Genomic DNA, 814 nt, shown 5'->3' with positions numbered 1-814 from the left:
TCACCTTTTTTAGGAGAACCAGTTATCTTATCATATTTTATATAGTCTGCCAAAGACAGAAATAATCCATCTTTAATGTGTTCTGAGGATAGATCACTAGAGCGTAAGTAAGGTACCCCTTCTTTTTGCCACTTTATATTGGGGATTCTTGCACTATCTTTTATTTCAGCAAGATCCCCTAACTTACGCTGTTCCCAATCGTTAGTAAACCCCGCAAATCTCAATTCAGGAACTTTGGCACCATTTTTAGGGAACATTTTTTGCAAGTAGCCTTTTTTCTGCTCTTTGAGAAGATCTAGCTTACACTGATGAAGAGCGATAGAGTCATCTAGCTGTTTAAAGAATGAGCCTATTTTGTCTTGTTCCTCAATTGCAGGGACACTTATTATAGCTTCTTTAATATCAGTAGAATTAATACTTTCAAATGTTGATCCAGTGCTATATCTAGTCCAATACCCGTCGGACTTCATTTTACCAAGATTTTGAAATATAAATTCATTACCTTTTATGGCAGCAACACCTCGACCAATAACCACGTCATAAGCTGTTTTACCAATATCTCCAACCGGTGCTCGGACACTTAGAATGAGATCATCTTTTTCAGCTTGTTTAGTAACTTGAGTTGTCCATACTCTCGGTAAAACACGACCATTTTTCATGTCAGCATTACCTTGCACAAGAATATAATCATTAGGATCATCAGTATAATTTTCTGAATTAGGAGACTGTCCCATCACTATTCGAACTTCGTCTCCCAACTTACGCTGTTCCCAATCATCCGTGAATCCTTTAAATCGCAATTCTGGAGCTTTTT

General features: G+C 37.2%; 1 protein-coding gene. It reads right to left on the bottom strand.

Annotated elements, in window-relative coordinates:
- Positions 1-800 (bottom strand): restriction endonuclease subunit S (locus BAZO_RS10775; protein WP_420911428.1); only part of this gene is annotated, 800 nt, incomplete at its 3' end.
- Positions 801-814 lie beyond the last annotated feature (14 nt).

Origin of the sequence: Schinkia azotoformans LMG 9581, from assembly GCF_000307855.1 — a bacterium.
Classification (GTDB): domain Bacteria; phylum Bacillota; class Bacilli; order Bacillales; family Bacillaceae_J; genus Schinkia; species Schinkia azotoformans.
This window is presented reverse-complemented; position numbering and strand designations above follow the sequence as displayed.